Annotated in this window: 9 protein-coding genes; 3 read left to right on the top strand and 6 right to left on the bottom strand. The window is 42.5% G+C overall.

The features are described 5' to 3' along the window. Positions 1-46: 46 nt before the first annotated feature. Positions 47-1,282, top strand: coding sequence for a DUF2264 domain-containing protein (locus tag HC965_RS06005; RefSeq protein WP_191030601.1), 1,236 nt, complete (start codon positions 47-49; stop codon positions 1,280-1,282). A gap of 292 nt (positions 1,283-1,574) precedes the next feature. Continuing rightward, positions 1,575-1,985, top strand: coding sequence for a PaaI family thioesterase (locus tag HC965_RS06000; RefSeq protein ID WP_191030600.1), 411 nt, complete (start codon positions 1,575-1,577; stop codon positions 1,983-1,985). 98 nt (positions 1,986-2,083) lie between these two features. On the opposite strand, the gene HC965_RS05995 is transcribed toward HC965_RS06000, so the two are convergent. Both HC965_RS05995 and HC965_RS05990 read right to left on the bottom strand, forming a co-directional pair. Then, complete coding sequence (locus HC965_RS05995; protein ID WP_191030599.1) at positions 2,084-2,953, bottom strand: DUF3108 domain-containing protein; 870 nt, start codon at positions 2,951-2,953, stop codon at positions 2,084-2,086. After that, a complete protein-coding gene (locus HC965_RS05990; RefSeq protein ID WP_191030598.1) occupies positions 2,904-4,808 on the bottom strand; it encodes an Ig-like domain-containing protein in 1,905 nt (634 codons plus the stop codon). The genes HC965_RS05995 and HC965_RS05990 overlap by 50 nt, the downstream gene beginning before the upstream one ends. A 316-nt stretch (positions 4,809-5,124) precedes the next feature. On the opposite strand from HC965_RS05990, the gene HC965_RS05985 reads away from it, so the two are divergent. Continuing rightward, a complete protein-coding gene (locus HC965_RS05985; RefSeq protein WP_191030597.1) occupies positions 5,125-5,733 on the top strand; it encodes a DNA-binding protein in 609 nt (202 codons plus the stop codon). A 151-nt stretch (positions 5,734-5,884) separates the two neighbouring features. Here HC965_RS05985 and HC965_RS05980 read toward each other — a convergent pair whose 3' ends face one another. The 4 genes from HC965_RS05980 to HC965_RS05965 form a co-directional block, all read right to left on the bottom strand. After that, on the bottom strand, positions 5,885-7,414 hold the full coding sequence (locus tag HC965_RS05980) for a right-handed parallel beta-helix repeat-containing protein (RefSeq protein WP_191030596.1): 1,530 nt from the start codon (positions 7,412-7,414) through the stop codon (positions 5,885-5,887). A gap of 89 nt (positions 7,415-7,503) precedes the next feature. Further along, positions 7,504-9,096 (bottom strand): RagB/SusD family nutrient uptake outer membrane protein, encoded by a 1,593-nt coding sequence (locus HC965_RS05975; RefSeq protein ID WP_191030595.1) that lies wholly within the window; start codon positions 9,094-9,096, stop codon positions 7,504-7,506. A gap of 14 nt (positions 9,097-9,110) precedes the next feature. After that, positions 9,111-12,185, bottom strand: a complete 3,075-nt coding sequence (locus tag HC965_RS05970; RefSeq protein ID WP_191030594.1) for a TonB-dependent receptor — start codon at positions 12,183-12,185, stop codon at positions 9,111-9,113. 341 nt (positions 12,186-12,526) lie between these two features. Beyond that, positions 12,527-16,618, bottom strand: coding sequence for a two-component regulator propeller domain-containing protein (locus tag HC965_RS05965; RefSeq protein WP_191030593.1), 4,092 nt, complete (start codon positions 16,616-16,618; stop codon positions 12,527-12,529). Positions 16,619-16,777: the final 159 nt, after the last annotated feature.

The following is a 16,777-nucleotide window of genomic DNA, read 5'->3' as shown; positions in this document are numbered from 1 at the left end:
ATTAATATCTTAATTATATGTATTCAGTTATTTAAGAAGAATGATTATGAAATTGAGAATTGTTTTATTGGCTCTTATTCCTTTCTGTTTCCTGAGTATCAATGCCGCTGATAAGAAAAAAAATCAACAGGTAAACGACAGAACACAGTGGACTGATTTATGTTACAAAATAGCACAACCCATTCTGGAGAATATGAGTAAAGGCGAGTTGCAAAAGAATATGCAACTGGAGTTAAGTCCCACGTGGGACGGAAGAGACAAACGAGTAGCCTATATGGAGGCATTCGGTCGGTTGATGGCAGGTATTTCTCCCTGGCTCGAGTTACCAGATGATAATACGGCAGAAGGAAAGCAACGCAAACAATTACGCGAGTGGGCCTTGAAGGCTTATCAGAATGCAGTTGATCCTCAGAGTCTGGATTATTTGTTGTGGAAAGGACATCAACAGCTTTTGGTAGATGCCGCTTATCTTGCGGAAAGCTTCATTCGTGCCCCTAAGACGACTTGGGGAGAGCTAGACGCTACAACAAAAGAACGTTATATTGAATGTTTTAAGAAAGTGCGCGTCATCCGTCCTGCATATAATAACTGGTTGCTGTTTCGTGGCATGGTAGAAGCCTTCTTGCTTTCCGTCGGTGAAGAACCGGACGGTTATGCCTTGACTACTGGCCTTAATAAAATAAATGAATGGTATCTTAGTGACGGGTGGTATTCGGACGGGGCAGAATTCTCATTGGATTATTACAATTCTTTCGTTATTCATCCTATGTACATCGAGATATTGGAAACGTGCAGCAAGAACCATTTTCCTACTCCAATCAGCTACAAACTGGCAATCAGCCGCATGCAGCGTTTTAATACATTCATAGAACGTCTTATTTCTCCGGAAGGTACATTTCCAGCTTTCGGGCGCTCCGTAACCTACCGCATGGGAGCATTCCAATCATTGGCATTGGCTGCTTGGAAATATGGTCTTCCCGAAGGACTGACTTACGGACAAATCCGGAGTGCATTAAGTGCAGTCATGAGAAATATGTTTTCGGTAGATGGAAATTTTGATGATAAAGGATTCTTGACACTAGGTTTTGCAGGACATCAGCCGGAGCTGGCTAATTATTATACTAATAATGGCAGCTTGTATATGACTTCACTCGTTTTCTTGCCTTTGGGACTTCCTGCCGAACATCCTTTCTGGAGTGATCCGGCCGAGGAATGGACATCTCAGAAGGCATGGGCGGGAAAAGCTTTTCCAATTGACAGGCACCATTCGTTAAAAAAATAAACGCATATATCGACCTTTAATAACAAGTATAAAAAAGAAGAGATGTTCCCCCTATCATTACTCGTTCAACACGAATAATGAGACATCCTTCTTTTTTTCAATATAGGAATTCTTCATTTTATCCTTCCATACTTTGAAACATTTGGAATAGTTTGCCAAAAACTTCGGCCTCACGACCAGTCAAATGTGAATAAATAAGCCTATCTTTGTATTCACAAAAGAAGACATGCCCAAGCATGAAACAATTGTACAAAAAGGTGTCAATACAAGAATTTTCAAACTATAAATAATTATGACCGCACAAGAGTTTTTTAAGAATGACATATTCGCAGAAAACGCAGGTATAGTACTGCTGGAAGTACGCGAAGGATACAGCAAAGCCAAATTGGAAATAAAACCCGAACATCTGAATGCAGGAGCCCGTACACAAGGAGGAGCTATCTTTACATTAGCGGATCTCGCACTTGCCGCAGCAGCCAATTCACACGGCACACTTGCTTTTTCCCTTTCCTCCACCATCACTTTCGTACGTGCCAGCGGACCGGGCGACACTCTTTATGCCGAAGCACGCGAACGTTATATCGGCCGAAGTACAGGGTGCTATCAGGTAGATATTACTAATCAGAATGGAGAGCTGATTGCTACTTTTGAATCCAGCGTATTCAGGAAAGAACAGAAAGTGCCTTTTGAGATAGAAAAATAAAGAGGAATCACAGTAAAATAGATTAGCCAAGATACAATCAAGTGCGAATTTCACAGAGTAAGCCGTGAAATCCGCACCTGATTGTATCTTGACTAATCTTATTTTACAATAGAAGTCAACGGATGGCGATTCCCCCGAACATCATTCAGGAACGCCTTTGCCGAACCAAAATTGAGGAACAAATCCAAACGAACCGGAAGATGATTCTGGTCATCTGTGACAAAGAAAGTAATCACTTCCTTTTCCTTTCCTTTCTTATCATATTCGACCAATGAGAATATCAGGCAGCGATATGTAACTCCATTCTCCGCCTTCACATTTTCTTTTCCACGATAGATAAGCGTTTGTTCTTCCACTTTACGACCGGTAGCCATTGGGAACTTAATCTTATCCCCTACCTTATAATCGGCAGGATCGTAAGAACGCGCCTGTCCAAGAATACTCAGCATATCATATATACAACGACTATCACTTGCTTCCGATTCATCAAATGCCCCATCCCGGTACGTACGTTTCTGATTGACAAAGCACAGCCCGTTTTTATAAGAAAACCAAGCCTCATCTACTGTATAGCGCTTTCCTTCCTCGGCGCCTTTACGGAAATAACGGGGCTCCAGTTTCTCGCCAATCACGCAAGTCAGCGTGTCGCGCATCTTGAAAAAGAAATCCGCACGTTTACTGCCTAAGGCAAGCAGGTTGATACGGTATGCCGGTTCCGAATGGTAGGTAGTCGCATTGGTCGTCAGACTGGCAAGTCCGGCTTTCACCCAGACAAACTTCCAGTTGAAGTACAAATCATACATCACATGTTCGCCGGATTGAAACGCGTCATTCTTCGCCTCACATTGGGCACTGGCGGGAAGGGCGAAAATTCCCATCAGTAATGCCATAAGTCCAATTATCAGACTACGGCGAAAGCTAGCGCCGCCTGTTCTGGCTATTTCGATCTTTTTTCTTCTTGTCTTCATCTGGTTTTTGTTTTTTAAGCTCATCCGGTTTCTGTTTATCCACAGGGGTCGCATGAATATCCCATGGTTGTGTCACGTCCCACAACGCTTTATACTCTAATATGGTCGGATAATAGAAGACCGCTTCCGGTTGCAAGCCTTTTGCAAAGTCCCCCGTGTCCCATTCTCCGTTTCCATTTGTGTCGTTTATCAGCCTGGCGGCATATTTTCCCGGATTCAGGAAGTAGAAATCCACCATTCCATCTTTCTCCACGCGCCGCCTGCGAACAACTTTGTCCTGTGCGTCAAGTAATTCTACGAATGCCAGAGAATCCGCTCCCGTCACATTGAAATGAAGCGTGAAGTATTCATCTTCACTGCGCACCTTGAAGCCTTGTTTGATTTTATCGGTAAACAGCCCGTATATGCCATGAAAAGCTGTCGAGTCTACCGAGAACTCATATTCAAAAGTTGGCTCCCAATCATAAAGCAGATTAAACTTCTTCAGATTCAGAGAATCCTGTCCAAACTCAAACGGCACGTCCTGCCAAAGCGTATCTACCTTCTGTCGCAGATGAATAGCCGTACTGTCAAAGCTGGCTATCGGTTCCTCAAAGTTCAAGGATATATAGCCATATACATCCATCGACGAAGGCGCGCTGACATTCACCGGTAAGAATTTCGTCGGTTCCGGTTCTTCCTCTTCATCTTTCTTTTTCTTCTTTTTCTTCTTCTCCGGTTCGTCTTTCTTATACTTCTGTTTCGAAACCAGATTCAGCGTATCCGTGCGGGGTACTAACTGATTCAAGGTATCCGTATAAAGATAAGTCAGACTCATGGCAAGAGTATCCTGCTTGAAGAGCAAAGAATCCTTCACCCAATAATGAATCGTATCGTTCCGCTGGTTCTTCTCAATGACAAAAGCATCCTTTTCATCGAAGTTCAACCCTTTCAGCACAGGCAAAGTGTCCGCCTTACCTGCAAAATAGAAAGTAAACTTCTGCGGAACAAGTCTCTCGGACTTGATAAGATATTGCGAATAGTTCAGTTCCTTGAAAGCCCGGAGAATGACATCATCCGGCAAATAGTGCATATATTTCTTCTCAACAATCGTGTCATAGGTCAGTGAATCCACCCAAGCCGTATCCATGCGGATACGTTCTTCCATGCGAGGGATAATCAGCGAATCATGGAAAGCAATCATCTCGCTCTTCTGATTGAAAGTAAAGTTCTGGTCGGCATCCATCAGTCCGTATATACGATACTTGCCGGGAGCTATACCACGAATAGAGAATCGCCCGCGACTATCTGTACGTGCCACACGGTCGAAAGGCAGCTTATTGAAAGCCGAATCGTTCAGGTTGGAATGCAGTCCGACCAGGATACCTTTGATAGGTTCGAGGTTAGAGGCATCGAGTATGGTTCCCGATACTTCCATCGTATCAATCTGCGCACCGGTAGAGAAGGTAAACGCAAAGTTGCCCAACGGATTGCCTTCATTATTATCGACAATGGCATCCGAGAAGTCAATGGTATAGGTTGTATTAGGTTTCAAAGAATCGAGCAGGTTCACCTGTATTCGCTTTCCTGAAGCCTTGATTTCGGGTTGCTGTATCTGTGGTGGGGAAACAACCACTTTCTCGGTCGCTTTCTCCAACTTTATAAATTCGTCAAACAGCAAAGAAACTTTCGTTCTTTCATTATTTATAGCCCCGGCAGCAGGATTACTGCCTATGAAACGGGGTGGAGTCTCATCATAAGGTCCCCCGTCCGGTCGCCCGATACTGGCGCAGGAATATAGCATGACTACCAGCGTTACTACCGGAAGCACCTTGCGTACTATTTGTTTTATCTTTTGATTCTCAAACTGTAACATGCTGCAAAAATAAGTGTTCTTTACCAATAAATACCATACTTCTAGCTAATTTATTAAAAAACGGAGCGATGGATTCCTGTAGGAATTATTATCTATGCTGTTTTTATTTCTTTTTCTCACTAATCTTATTACTTTTGTTGCCTGATATTACTTCGTTCGACTATAGTGGAACGCAAAGTAGACTATAGTTGACCTTGCGTTCCACTATAGTTGAACGCAAAGATAACTATAGTGGAACGAAATAAAAACAGCGAATGAATCACATCCGGACAGGCAAACGGATATATAAATATGCCTACATAATACAATCACGCAAATGAGCATACGTTACGACCTTTACGAAACGCCTGATATTCAGCAAACAGGCGAGCAACAGCCACTCCATCCCCGTGTAGTTATCAATGGAACTATTGACCAGAACGAATTTCTGGATCGTGTACACAAATTCACCGGAATAAGCCGCAGCTTACTATCAGGTGCCATGCAGTCTTTTCAAAACGAGTTGAGAGATTTACTTGCCAACGGATGGGTTGTGGAGCTTGGTGACATCGGTTACTTTTCTGTTTCCTTGCAAGGGCCTCCTGCCATGAAGAAAGAGGATGTACATGCACAATCTATCAAACTAAAGAATATCAATTTCCGTCCGGGCACTCAATTCAAAAAGGAAGTGGGTTGGCAAATGAGACTGGAACGTGGAGAGTCTTTCAACCGTTCGCATGGGAAAGGGCGTAGTGAAGAGGAGTGTCTAACTATAGTTAATGAGTATCTCAGGAAACATCCTTGTCTGACCCGTGCCGATTATTGCCGTTTGACAGGGCATGACAAGAAACGGGCTATAAATGAGTTGAATGCTTTTATTGAGAAAGGGGTGTTGATGCGCTACGGGGCAGGGAAACTGGTAGTTTACGCAAAGACGATGGAATGACAGGTCATTGACAAACTGCCACTGTCTGTAAGCCATCGGTATAGAGCATTAAAGATACACCGGGGGGATGGCTTACAGACATGGCAAGATGTTTGTCAATAAAAGATGTTTGTTAATAAAAGAATGTTTGATATTCCTGAAAACAATGTTTTTATTCCATATTGGCAAAGAAATCTTCTATGGATTCCTTATTTACAAAATGACAAGTCTCACCGCCGGCCTGACATTCATCCATCAGAGTGTATAATCCCTGATAACCGTTTTTATCGACATCCAGCACTTTCTGTTGATACAGGACATTAGACGTTTTCAGTGTTCCGTCGGAAGGCAGCTTCCGGTAATTGCCTAAATACCAGTTATCATTAAAATGGTTGTTTGTTGATTCAGTCATTGCAAATTGACTCGTTTCTGCCGTATAAAAGATATTCTTTTTAAAGAATGTACTATCAGCATAACCATTCCAGGAATCGGAAACGATCATACTCCGGTCTATTGCCGCAGAAGGTTTGGCGTTGAGATGAACGATATTCCGTTCAATCAATGTATTCTTCACAGGGCCTGCTACATGGATGCCGGGGGAAAACATTCCGGCACGAGTCTCATTAGGACGAATACCGTCACCGATACTAATATTATAACGTACTATGCTATTTTTATTTCCGACGCTGAAACCTCTCTCTCCGGAATCGCAAACCAACACCATGCCACCGTAGTTGTCATGGCTATAATTATATTGGATAAGTGTGTTTGTGCTGTTATAATCACAGTCAAAGCCCTGCGCATCCCACGGTGCCTTGTGTCCGCTGACTTCATTAAACTGGATAATTGTGTTATCGCAACTCCAAGGCCAAATGCCCGCTGCCGCTTCTGTCGCAGGAAGGACTTCCGGGCAATCACGCATCACATTATATTCGATAAGGGTACTGTCACAGCCTATCGGTACGATGCCGTCTCCCGGCACTTGTTCTATCAGATTATTCCGTACAATCGTATGTTTGCTGGGATGCCAGTTACTGCGGTCATAGTAACCGCTCCATATCATGGCATTACGGGCACACCGCAATATATGACAATTCTCTATCATCAGGCTATCGAAACGGGAAGCAACCGAGTCTCCGCCATTCACGATATAGATGCCGGAACCGCCGCCCAGTTCTTTCACCAATGAACCATTGACATCCCGAATCATCAGATTATGAATCCTAATATTGCGTGATACGCCATAATCCCGGCATTCAACCTTCAATCCGGTACGTCCGGGCAATGGTTTTCTGCCTGTATTTACAATCTCTATATTTTGTACTGTCACATAATCGGAGTTGAATACCCGCATGGCATATAATGACGTGTCGTTTCCCACGATGCAAGGTTTGTCGCCTTCGCCATAGGCATCCACTATAACCGGTTGTGCGGAAGTTCCCTTACCGGTAACTTCCAATTCGCCTCCGAATATCTCTCCGCGCTTGAGCAGCAATTTCTCGCCCGGCCGGAATGTTACCAACTTCGCCCGTTCCAAACTTTTCCAGGCTTTATCAGTAGACAGTCCGTCATTGGCATCATTCCCGTTTGTAGCATCCATATAGTAGCATCTCCCTGCGTCAGATGAACAGGAAATCATCAGAACTGAAAACAGCAAAAGGATACATTGGGACAAACTCTTTTTTCGGATTTTTATTCTCATGGTAATATAGTTTTTGATGAAAAAAAAGGATGATACAAGCAATATCCAAATAATGTTTGACCATCCTTTTTTGTTATTAGCTCCGGTTGTTACTTCCAAAGCTCATGTTGAAGCAATGCTTTGTTTGTGTCCAATTCACCGGTAGGAATAGGCCATACATAATCACGTTCGCCATTGTACTGACGCGCTTCATAGCCCAGTCCCAATGATGTACGTTCTTTTTCGATGTTGGCAACCGCTTTGTCCAATTCTTTCCAGCGATATACATCGAACAGGCGCAATCCTTCAAATGCCAGTTCTACGCGACGTTCATGCTTAATGATATCCAACAGCGCATCTTTAGTAAGTCCTGTGCCTTCTACATCCTGCACCCTGGGCATATCCACATCCGCACGTTGACGCACTTCATTAATCAGCGACATAACCGCGCTTTCATCATATCCACCTTTCTGAACCAATGCTTCAGCCAGTGAAAGAAGAACTTCCGCATATCTTACGACATAAAAGTCCTGACCGTTATCCCATGAATTTCCGGTATCCGTCGGGTCGAAATACTTCATGACATATACTGTAGAGAATGACGCAGCCGCACCGCCATACCAGTTGCCTTCACCACCTTTACCATTCCACTTCATACCGGGAACGAAAAGCGTAGTATACAGACGCGGGTCACGGTTCGCAAAATGCGCTGCGTTAGGCTTGGATACGTCTAATTTGCCATCTGTCATTTCACCGTAATTCGTGTCTGTTGTTTTTTCTCCGGTATTCGCCACATAATAGGCGTCAGCCAGGTCGATAGTACCGTTCAGTGCTTCAAGCGGAGTATTCCAATGGGCGTTGAATGCCGCACCTTCGTCTTTTCCGGGACCTTCATAGCGAACAGAGAAAATAATCTCCGATGAATTTTGTCCTTTGGTGGTGAAAAGGTCAGCATAGCTCGGATCTATGGAATAGCCTAACTTCTGCACTTCTTTATAAGCAGCGATAGCTTCATCCCATTTTTCGTTATACAATGCCATACGTCCCAACAGAGCATAGCAGGCTCCACGAGTAATACGTCCCAATGCTGCCGTAGGCGGAAGATCGGTAGCTATAGTTTTCAAGTCTGCCATCACCGCTCCTACAATGTATTCACGAGTACTTTTCTCACATTCCGAATTTTCCAATGTAAGCGGTTCTGTCAAGTAAGGAACATCCTGATAAGTAGTAGTCAGGTTGATGTACATTAAAGCACGTATAGTGATGGCTTCCGCTTTGTAGCAGGCGATGTCCTCCTTGCTCATACTTACTCTATCAATGTTTGCTATGAGCAAGTTGCATCTGCTTATTACTTCATAGCAGTCTTTCCAGTATGAGCCGATGACCGATGAACTCGGGTTGTGAATACCCATAGCCATATCATAGCCTTCCATCCAGCCACTCCAGTTGAAATGACCGCCATTGTCGGAAATACAATCCATATACAAAGGGCCGAGGCTGTATTGGTCGGAGTTATAAAGCTGGTTGCTTTGCAGCCCGTCATAGCAGGCAGTCAGTGCCATCATGGCATCATTAGGCGTCTGCCAGAAAGTGGAAGAGGAAGATTCCGTCAAAGAGTCTCTCTGGAGAAAACTGTCGGAACAAGAGGTCAGTAATGCTCCCGACAACAGAGTCAAACCAATATATTTATTTATTAATTTCATAATAATCAATCTGTTTAGAATTTAACATTAATACCAAATGAATAAGTTTTTGTATTCGGATGTACGTCATTACGCAAGTCATCACTTTTTTTCTCAGGGTCATAATCATCCAGTGGTGTGAATGTCAGCAGGTTGGTTCCGGCTACATAGACTCTCAGGCTTTGTACGCCCACTTTTGCCAACCAAGCCGCTTTTTGGAAATTGTAGCCGATCTCTAAGTTTTTCAGACGCAAGTAATCTCCTTTCGTCAACCAGAAAGATGAATATCTGTTGTTGATTTCTCCTCCCATACGTGGCATATTTCCGTTAGGATTGTCTGCTGACCAGCGATTTAACCAGCGTGAAGTCTTGTTACCGCCGTTTGATATGGTGGTTTCATCCCAATTGAAGCGTTCGAGTCCGGCTATTCCCTGCCAGAAAGTGCTTACATCGAAATTCTTCCAGGAGAAGCCGAGGTTGAATGAGTATTGCAGTTTCGGAAAAGGATTACCGATAATCTGACGGTCTTCATCTGTTACATCTCCACTATTGTCGAAATCTTCATACATGATGTCGCCCAGTTGAGGAACTTGCCCGTTTTGCTTGATAATCTGTCCGTTGGCATTCACCCGGTTCAAGTCTGCCTCTGTACGATAAATACCTACCGCCTTTAATCCGTAATAAGAACCGATGGCTTCGCCTTCACGGTTGATGGTATTGTTGCTGATGTTCTCTACACCACCCATTTCAAGAATCTCATTCTTTACACCGGACAGTGAGAAACCTGCCTGCCATGTCCATTCGCCTTTCTGGTCATAATAGTTTGCAGCCAATTCCCAACCACGGTTACGTACTTTTCCGGCATTCTGATACGGAGCGTCCAATACTCCCAGGAAAATATTCGGCATAGGCAGACGCAAAAGGATATCGGATGTATTTTTCTCATACCAGTCGAAAACAACGTTTATTTTACCCTGCCAGAATGAAGCGTCGAAACCGAAGTCGGTAATGGTCGTAGTTTCCCATTTGATGTTTTCATTGGCTATTTTTGAGACTTTCATACCTACGTATTTCTTGTCGCCGAAGTAATAACCGCCTTGGGAAGACAATGTTTCTGTATAGGCATAATTACCAATTTCCTGGTTTCCTAACTTACCCCAACTGGCACGCAGTTTTAATGAGTTCAGGAATTTAACGTTTTGCATGAAAGATTCGTTAGAAACCAGCCATGCTCCCGAGAAAGAAGGGAAGTTAGCATAGCGGTTTTTCTTAGGCATACGTGAAGAACCGTCACGACGAACATTCATTTCAACCAAGTATCGTCCACCATAATTGTAGTTGATACGTCCGAAGAATGATTGCAAGGAGCTTTCTTCTGCCGAACCGGTAACTTTGTCATTCTGTGTGCCACCGTCCATTTCGTAGATATTATCGGTAGGAAAACCTTGTTTGCTGGATTCGTTCTTATCCCAGCGTGTTGCCTGAATAGAGTGACCGAGCAATACGCTGAATTCATGCAAACCGATCTTATTGGTATAGGTCAGGATATTTTCATTCGTGTAGCTTGTTTCCAGATAATGGTAATCGGTCAATGTGTTTTGAGTTCCTGCCGGAGCTATTTCTTCGCCTTCTGCGTTATAACGTGCCAAGTCTCTGGGATTGAAAGTTGTAACGTCATTCATATAGAACTTGTAAGCCAGTCCGGAACGGAATTTCAATCCTTTTATAATATCAACTTCACCGAAGAAGTTACCGTCGAAACGATAATGCATATTGTCTTTATGTCCATTGTTCAATGCATACAGCGGATTTTTGGCTACTGACTGGGAGATGCTTGCATTGCCGTCTACATAACCATATTCGCCATTTGAATAGCGGGAAGGTACAGTCGGGCGTGTAAACCATGTCAGGTAGCGCATCAAACCTTCGCCGGTCACACTTGTATTCGGTTCGTCAATGCTTTGACGGCTGCCGGATAAGTTTAAACCGAGTTTCACGATACCAAGTTTGGCATCCAAATTGGAACGGAAATTGAAGCGTTGGTTGGCAGTGTTACGTAAAATACCCTCTTGCTTGAAGTATTGGGTAGAAATCATATAATGCACATCTTTGCTACCTCCGCTGACAGCCAGGTGATGTTGGTGCATAGGTGCAGTGCGGAACATTTCACCTACCCAGTCGGTATTTGCAAAGTGATCGGGGTCAGAGCCATCCTGCAATTTCTGAAGCATTTCGGGAGTATAGGCAGTTCCCGGATGACATTCATTGTACATTTTTGCCCATTCATAAGAATTTACGTAGTCGGGCAATACAGTGGCTTGCTGGATAGCCATACTACCGGAATAAGTAATGGAAGGTTTCTGTTCACCACCACGTTTGGTAGTAATAAGGATAACGCCATTGGCAGCACGTACACCATAGATGGAAGCTGAAGCGGCATCTTTCAATACAGATACGCTGGCAATGTCTTCAGAGGGTAATTGTGAGATTTGGCTTACGGAGCTTTCCACGCCGTCAATCAGTACCATCGGATTGTTTTCATTGAGGGTTCCGACACCGCGTATACGGATTTCAGGATCATCATGTCCGGCTTGCGCACCATTTCCCGTCAGCATAACTCCCGGCAAACGTCCCTGCAACATATTGGCTGTATTAGCTACCGGCATGGAAGCTACGTCTTTAAAGTTAACGGAAGAGACAGAACCGGTCAGGTTTTCTTTCTTCTGTACGCCATAACCTACCACTACGACTTCGTCAATCATTTCCGTGTCTTCTTTCAAAGTAACATTCAGAGTCATATTATTCTTATTAATAACATACTCCTGATTGGCATATCCGATAAAAGAGATAACAACGGTGGCATTGGCACCTACGGAAAGTCCGAAACTACCATTCAAATCTGTTATGGTTCCATTGGTAGTTCCTTTTTCGAGTACACTGGCTCCAATAACCGGTTCACCTGTAGCGTCTTTAACGACACCGGAAACTTTATACTTGCCTGACTGCAAGACTGAAGCACTAACATTCATCGTCGGGATGAGAAAAAAGAAACACAGGAGCAGACTTAACATCTTAAACGCTCCGGTTCCTGTCAGAGTTTTCATGTTCATAATACTATAAATTTAAAGATATAACAAAATATGTTTTTTACCTGACAAAAGTAGGAAGAGCCCACAAAGATGAGGGAGAATTATTACCGAAAAAGGGCGGTAAGCTATCTTGAGAGAGTATTTCCGATAATAATTCTTCCTTATATAGCCGCTTATCCGGTTTTACTCTTTTATATATAATTCCCAATTATCTATTTTACCTTTTGCACCATTATCCATCCAGTTGCAGAAAGGGCATGAGCCCTCCACTCCTGTATGACAGCAGTTGTAAAATGTAAAATAAGTAAAAGACGGAAAGAAATTATTATTACCGGGAAAGGGCTGTTTACTAGCTCTGTAGCCTATTTCCGGTAATCATCACTCATCATATATTCTGTTGGAGTAAGCCCAAACTTTTTCTTAAAGCATGTGCTAAAATATTTCGGATCATTAAAACCTACGGCATACGCCAAATCTGCTACACGGATTTTCTTTTTTTCATCAATCAAGCGGCAAGCTGCCTGCAAACGGACATTGCAAATAAATATGGATGGGGTAAGTCCGGTCAATAGTTTCAATTTATCCGCCAATGTGGTACGTGCCATACCCATTTCAGCAATAAATTGGGCATGTTCAAATTCACAATCGCTCAAATGAGCGTTCACACAATCTATCGCTTTCTGAATAAACGCCTCATCCATAGAGGTATAATTCAATTCTTTCGCTTCAAAGACCAATTGTTTGCGGAAATCGACTCCAATACGTTTGCGCTTTTCAAGCAGGTTCTCTATTTTGGCAAGCAAGACGGACAAGCGAAGCGGTTTGCAGATATAGCCATCTGCCCCGGACTTATAGCCTTCTGCACGATCTTCGTCATAAGTCATGGCGGTCAGCAATATAAATGGTATATGGCAGGTTTCAAATGTTCCTTTTACTTTCTGGCATAATTCCATTCCGTCCATTTGCGGCATCATGACATCAGACACAATCAGGTCTACTTCTTCTCTTAAAAGAATATCCAATGCTTCGATTCCGTTTGCGGCTTTCAGGATGTGATAACGGTTCTGTAATAACCGAACCATCAATGTCAGTAATTCGTCATTATCTTCGACTAATAAGAGAGTCACAGTATCCGGTGCTTTGTCTGTTGTCTCTATATCCGGAAACTCTTCAACTTCTTCTTCCAGTGGTAAAACAGCATAATTCGCATCTTGTGTAGTATGGTCTGTTTCTTCTTTCGGATAAGCGGAAGCAAGAATAGGGAACTCTACAATGAAGCTATTACCTTTTTCCTTCTCACTAACTACTTGCACTGAACCATGATGCAACAAGACAAGATCCTTGACCAGCGAAAGGCCGATACCCGTACCAATTGTATGGAACTTACGGTATTCGCCTTCATAAAACCGCTCAAAGAAATGCTCTATCTTTTCCTTTGGAATCAGTTCACCCGGATTATTAATACAAAACCGGTAGACGCCCGATGTTTCATCATAGCTTTGGGAGACGGTTATAACCCCTCCTTCATGAGTATATTTGGCCGCATTAGAAAGTAGGTTATATACAATCTTATCTAATTTGTCAGAATCAAAATAACCATTATACTCCCTCTCTCCTCCTTCAAACCGGATGTTTAGTTTCTTCTGTCGCACCAACGGAGTGAATGCGGATATGGATTGCTTCAAGAACAAAGTGATATTACCCTGTGAGACACGTAACTTCTGACATCCATTCTCCACTTTTCTAAATTCAAGTATCTGTTGAATCAGCCTTATCAGACGGATCGTATTTTCCGAGATTCCCCGTAATCTTCCTTTTAAGTCGGGGCTTTGTTGTTTCAGCTCTTCTACCGATGCTGATATGATGGATAAGGGGGTGAGCAACTCGTGTGTAATATTTGTAAAGAACTGCAATTTGGCATGATTGATTTCTTCCAGCTTTTGTCGCTGGATATTGCCCAGTTCAATAGTATGTTTCATATTTATCCGGTTGCGTACAGTCCGGTAGAGATACCATAGAAGCGCAATTATCAGAAGGAAATAAATACAATACGCCCACCAACAAAGCCATGGAGGTGGCAAAATTGTAATTTTGATAGTCCGTATGTCCGAGGACCATATACCATTCGCATTGGCACCTCTTACCTTGAACTCATAATTTCCAGCCGGCAGATTGTTATAGTATGCAAAGTGGCGGTATGCGCTCGTCGACACCCATGCATCATCATAGCCGACCAATTGATATTCATATTTATTTAATAGAGGATTAATATAATTCAGTATGGAAAAGTCCAGGCTGAAATTGTTTTGATTGTAAGCCAGTGTTATATGATCGGCATAATCAAGAGGTTTATCAAGAATTTTATCATACTCTTTTCCTTGTATTTTGCGTATAGAGGTATTGTATATCTTTAAGTCGGTGATAACTACCGGATAGGACGTTTTATCATATACAATATCTTTAGGATCAAAAACATTCAGACCATGTACTCCACCAAAGATAAGGATACCGTCCACTCCTTTTGCAGCGGCATTACGGTTAAAGTTGTGCCCTTGTAATCCATCTTCTACCGTATGAGTGTGTATGACAGGAGAACTGCCGTCGATGGGGATATCAATATGATATAATCCCGAGTTTGTAGTCAACCATAATGTTTTCTGATTATCTTCGAGCATACTAAAAACCACGTCTCCATCTTTGAAATACTCATCAAGAACGGAAACAAAACAATCTTTCTCCTTATCATATAGATCGAGCCCGTTTCCATTAGTACCCGCCCATATCCTATTATAACTGTCTACACATAACGCCATGGCTCCCATAGAGCTGCTGCTTTGCTGGGATACTCCATATTGTTTGACTTTATATCTCCCATCAGAAGGAGAAATTTTCCAAATTCCGGCAGTGACGGTCGTCGCCCAAATATCACCATTTTTATCTTCCACAATTTTAAATATGGATGACTGGGGAAGTTCCTGTTTCTTATTGGATACTAAATTCTCTAACGCTCTCAACTGCCCGGAGGTATCTAACATGAATAGTCCCGAGCGCGAACCGATCCACAAATTACCGGTCGAATCTTCCAATAAGGAATAAATGCAGATATCCGTCAGCTCCGGATTAGTTTCCGTATTGACGACTGTCACTTCTTTCCCATCAAAAAGCCAAATGCCATCATCCCATGTCGCAAAACAATATTCTTTCCTTTTCTTGCTGAAAATAATATCATTGACAGTGGAAATGTAAGGTAAATGCTTAAACATGTGCAGGTTATGATAGGAAGTGACCACCTGTGTCTGCGGATCGTACAGGATGAGTCCGAATCCCATAATCCCCATCCACAATTTCCCATCCTCACATTGAAATATACTACGTACGGAACTGGTGGGATAAGACTTCATCAAGGCAGGCAAAGTATCATGGGTAAAGGGCGGTTTGCGTGTATTCACCGTATATATTCCACCGCCGAGCATCCCTACCCACATCAAACCGTCCCGGCTACATAATAAAGCATCCACTTCATTAAAAGGTAAATCACCCGATTTGTCTCCGGGAAGATAATTAGTAAAAGAACCACCATTCTCTTCCGATTCGAGTACACTCAATCCGCTACGAGAGCCAATCCATATTTTCCCGGAATTGCGGTCCTGCGTTATCGCATATATTATATTGTCGGCAAGACTATTCGGATCCCCTTCTTTATGCACAAAACGTTCAAACGAGTAGTGATTCACATCATATGGATTGACTATCTTCATCAATCCATAACGCCAGGTTCCAACCCAGATATTTTCATCTTTGTCTTGATACAGGATATGGGCTGATTCACTGGAATTCAATCCTTTATAAGCATAAAACTGTTCAGTTTCAGGGTCATAACGAAATAATCCCCGTTCCCAGGTTCCAATCCAGATATTCCCTCGTTTGTCTTCAATGATAGACTTTATATCCAAGCCTAACGGGTCTTGCATCTTAAAATTCTTTTCTCCTGATTTTTTACAGTAAAGCCCTTTATTGGCACCAACCCACAAATCCCCGTTAGTGGCACACACAATTGCTTCGATATAGCTGCTCTGCAAGACCGGAGACACTATTTTTTCAATTCTATCTATTTTTTTATCCAGTACATACAAACCATTGTGAGTCCCAATCCATAATTGGTGTTGATTGTCTTCAACTACAATATTAACAAAACCATCCAATGATTTTCCGCTATCCTTTACATCAGGTTTATAAACAATAGTCGAGTACCCATCATAACGCACAAGTCCATTATAGGTAGAAATCCAAATGAATCCTTCACTATCCTGATATAAATTACGGACTTCGTTGGTTGGAAGGGACGAAGTTGTATTAATAGCCTTAAAGTTATATGGTAACTGATTTGAGAAAGTTTGTTGCTTTCCGATTATTAGCAAGAGGAAGAGTAAGATTATATTTTTAGGTTGTGCCATACTTTGTTCTATTGCGCAATTAGGATACAAATATATTATAAAATATATCAAGTTATACAACAAAAGTGTTATTAACTTTGAAATATAATTCCAATTATTAATTAATTTATTCACGCACATATTCTTTTTTCCTTGTCTATGAATTTTGGAACGCATACC

Origin of the sequence: Bacteroides sp. GM023, assembly GCF_014750685.1 — a bacterium.
In the GTDB taxonomy this organism is placed as follows: Bacteria; Bacteroidota; Bacteroidia; order Bacteroidales; family Bacteroidaceae; genus Bacteroides.
This window is presented reverse-complemented; position numbering and strand designations above follow the sequence as displayed.

Coding starts and splice junctions, on each gene's coding strand:
- HC965_RS06005 (WP_191030601.1), top strand. CDS start 47: ATGAAATTGAGAATTGTTTTATTGGCTCTTATTCCTTTCTGTTTCCTG.
- HC965_RS06000 (WP_191030600.1), top strand. CDS start 1,575: ATGACCGCACAAGAGTTTTTTAAGAATGACATATTCGCAGAAAACGCA.
- HC965_RS05995 (WP_191030599.1), bottom strand. CDS start 2,953: ATGAAGACAAGAAGAAAAAAGATCGAAATAGCCAGAACAGGCGGCGCT.
- HC965_RS05990 (WP_191030598.1), bottom strand. CDS start 4,808: ATGTTACAGTTTGAGAATCAAAAGATAAAACAAATAGTACGCAAGGTG.
- HC965_RS05985 (WP_191030597.1), top strand. CDS start 5,125: ATGAGCATACGTTACGACCTTTACGAAACGCCTGATATTCAGCAAACA.
- HC965_RS05980 (WP_191030596.1), bottom strand. CDS start 7,414: ATGAGAATAAAAATCCGAAAAAAGAGTTTGTCCCAATGTATCCTTTTG.
- HC965_RS05975 (WP_191030595.1), bottom strand. CDS start 9,096: ATGAAATTAATAAATAAATATATTGGTTTGACTCTGTTGTCGGGAGCA.
- HC965_RS05970 (WP_191030594.1), bottom strand. CDS start 12,185: ATGAACATGAAAACTCTGACAGGAACCGGAGCGTTTAAGATGTTAAGT.
- HC965_RS05965 (WP_191030593.1), bottom strand. CDS start 16,618: ATGGCACAACCTAAAAATATAATCTTACTCTTCCTCTTGCTAATAATC.